The sequence below is a fragment of the Roseomonas rosulenta genome, from assembly GCF_016106005.1.
Taxonomy (GTDB): domain Bacteria; phylum Pseudomonadota; class Alphaproteobacteria; order Acetobacterales; family Acetobacteraceae; genus Neoroseomonas; species Neoroseomonas rosulenta.
In genome coordinates this window covers 1-2,604 of sequence record NZ_JACADR010000425.1, presented here as the reverse complement: position 1 = coordinate 2,604, position 2,604 = coordinate 1, and the positions used below count along the sequence as shown (strand labels likewise).

The following is a 2,604-nucleotide window of genomic DNA, read 5'->3' as shown; positions in this document are numbered from 1 at the left end:
GGAGTCGGCTCTGGAGACCTAGCCGTGACTGGGGTCCGGACGTGCGCCCCTCCGATCCCGGCCGCCGCACAGCTGCGCGGCCTGCCGCCCGAGGCGCTGCGCGCACGCCCCGTCATCCGGCGCGGGCTGCGCCAGGGTGACCTCGCGGCCTTCGGCGAGGAGGACAGCGTGGTGATCGGCGCGCGCCTCGCGCAGCGCATGCGCCTGCAGCCCGGCGATACGCTGACGCTGGTGCTGCCCCAGGCGCGCGGCGGCGACTTCACCGAGGCCCCGCGCCAGCGCGCGCTGCGGGTGGTCGCGACCTTCGATGTCGGCATGCCGGAGGTCGATGGCCGCACCATCTTCGTGCCCATCGCCACCGCGCGATCCCTGTTCGGCCTGAACGACGACGCGACCCAGGTCGAAGTCCTGGTCGCCGACCCGTCGCGCGTCGCGGCCCTGACCACCGAGGTGCGCGCCCTGCTGCCCGGGCTGCGCGTGTCCGACTGGCAGCGCGCCAACAGCAGCATCTACGCCGCGGTGGTGGTGGAGCGGAACGTGATGTTCCTGATCCTCACCCTCATCGTGGTGGTGGCGGCCTTCAACATCATCTCCTCGCTGACCATGCTGGTGAAGGACAAGGGGCGGGACATCGCCATCCTGCGCACCATGGGCGCGCCGCGCGGGGCGGTGCTGCGCATCTTCATCCTCTGCGGCGCCACGATCGGCTGCGGCGGCACGCTGCTGGGCTTCGGGCTCGGGCTCGGCATCGCCACCAATTTCCCCGCACTCAAGGCGCTGCTGATGCAGATCGAGGCCTCCGTCGCGCTGCCGGCCGAACTGCGCTTCCTCATGTCGCTGCCATCGGTCGTGGATGCGCGGGAGGTGGCGGCGATCGTCGCGATCGGCTTCGCGCTGTCGCTGCTGGCCACGCTTTGGCCCTCTTGGCGCGCTGCGCGGATCGACCCGGCGGAGGCGCTGCGCCATGGCTGAGGCGCGCGCCTTCGGTGCCTTCGAACGCGCGGTGGCCGGGCGCTACCTGCGCGCGCGCCGGGGCGAGCGCGCCGTCTCCCTCATCGCGGGCTTCTCGCTGGCGGGCATCGCACTCGGCGTCGGCACGCTGATCGTGGTGCTCTCGGTGATGGGCGGGTTCCGGCAGGAACTGCTCGGCCGCATCGTGGGGCTGAACGGGCATCTCGGCGTGGTGGCCGCGGAAGGCACGCTGCGCGACTACGACGACATCGCGCGCCGCATCCGCGCCCTGCCGGAAGTCACCACGGCCGTGCCCACGCTGGAGGGCCAGGTGCTGCTGACCACCGATGCGGGGGCCTCGGCCGGCGGCCTGGTGCGCGGCATGGCGCCGGCCGACCTGCGGGCCCGCGCCATCATTGCGGACAACATCCGCGCCGGAAGCCTCGATGCATTCGAGGGCGACGACGCCATCGCCATCGGCACGGTTCTGGCGCGGCGCCTCGACGTGACGGTGGGCGACCGCGTGACGCTGGTCTCGCCGGAGGGCCGCGTCACCGTCTTCGGCACCGTGCCGCGGCTGCGCGCCTATCGCGTGGTGGCGATCTTCGAAGTGGGCATGCAGGACTACGATGGCGGCTTCGTCTACCAGCCGCTCGCGGCCGCGCAGGTCTTCTTCCGCCAGCCGGCCCAGGTCAGCCAGATCGAGGTGCATCTGCGCGACCCGGCACTGTCCTACGCCGCCGCCGATGGCATCCGCCGCGCGCTGGCCGGCCGGCCGATCGTCATCCTCGACTGGCAGCGGGCCAATTCCGGCTTCTTCCAGATCGTGGAAGTGCAGCGCAACGTGATGTTCCTGATCCTGACGCTGATCATCCTGGTCGCCGCCTTCAACATCATTTCCTCCCTGATCATGCTGGTGAAGGACAAGGGGCGCGACATCGCCATCCTGCGCACCATGGGGGCGGGCAGGGGCGCGGTGATGCGCATCTTCCTGCTCTGCGGTGCCGCGATCGGCGGTGTGGGCACGGCGGTCGGCTTGGCGCTGGGCCTGCTCTTCTGCGCGAATATCGAGGCGATCCGCCAGGCGCTGATGCGCGCCACCGGCACCACCGTGTTCGACCCCGAGATCTACTTCCTCACGCGCATCCCGGCCGTGGTCGATCCGTGGGAAGTGGCGCAGGTTGCGGGGCTTGGCCTCGCCTTGTCGCTGGTGGCCACGGTGTTTCCCTCCTGGCGCGCCGCGCGCCTCGATCCCGTGGAGGCGCTCCGCAGTGAATGACCATCCGCCGCTGCGCCTCGCGGGCGTGGAGCGCCGTTACCGCACCGAGGCGGGCGAACTGCCCGTGCTGCGCGGCGCGGACCTCACGCTCGTCGCGGGGGAGATCGTCGCGCTGGTGGCGCCGTCGGGCACCGGCAAGTCCACGCTGCTGCACCTGGCCGGCCTGCTCGAGAGGCCCGATGACGGCGAGGTCTTCGTGGCCGGCCGCGCCGCCGGCTCGCTCTCGGATGACGCGCGCACGGCGATCCGCCGCACCACCATCGGCTTCGTCTACCAGTTCCATCACCTGCTGCCGGAGTTCACGGCGGAGGAGAACATCGCCCTGCCGCAGATGGCCGCCGGTGTCGCCCGCGGCGCGGCCGGCGCGCGGGCGC

3 protein-coding genes are annotated in these 2,604 nt (G+C 72.0%); all 3 read left to right on the top strand.

Translation table 11 applies throughout. The features are described from left to right. A partial coding sequence (locus tag HW578_RS25320; protein ID WP_232479274.1) for an FtsX-like permease family protein occupies window positions 1-972 on the top strand: 972 nt, incomplete at its 5' end. Next, the gene (locus HW578_RS25315; RefSeq protein ID WP_198373475.1) at window positions 965-2,230 is read left to right on the top strand and encodes a lipoprotein-releasing ABC transporter permease subunit; all 1,266 of its coding nucleotides are present in this window, start codon (window positions 965-967) and stop codon (window positions 2,228-2,230) included. The genes HW578_RS25320 and HW578_RS25315, both read left to right, overlap by 8 nt. Then, window positions 2,223-2,604: ATP-binding cassette domain-containing protein (locus HW578_RS25310; RefSeq protein ID WP_198373472.1), on the top strand; the 382-nt coding region annotated here is incomplete at its 3' end. The genes HW578_RS25315 and HW578_RS25310, both read left to right, overlap by 8 nt.

What these genes read in the sequence shown, in the direction of transcription:
- HW578_RS25315 (WP_198373475.1), top strand. Translation starts at nt 965, where the DNA reads ATGGCTGAGGCGCGCGCCTTCGGTGCCTTCGAACGCGCGGTGGCCGGG.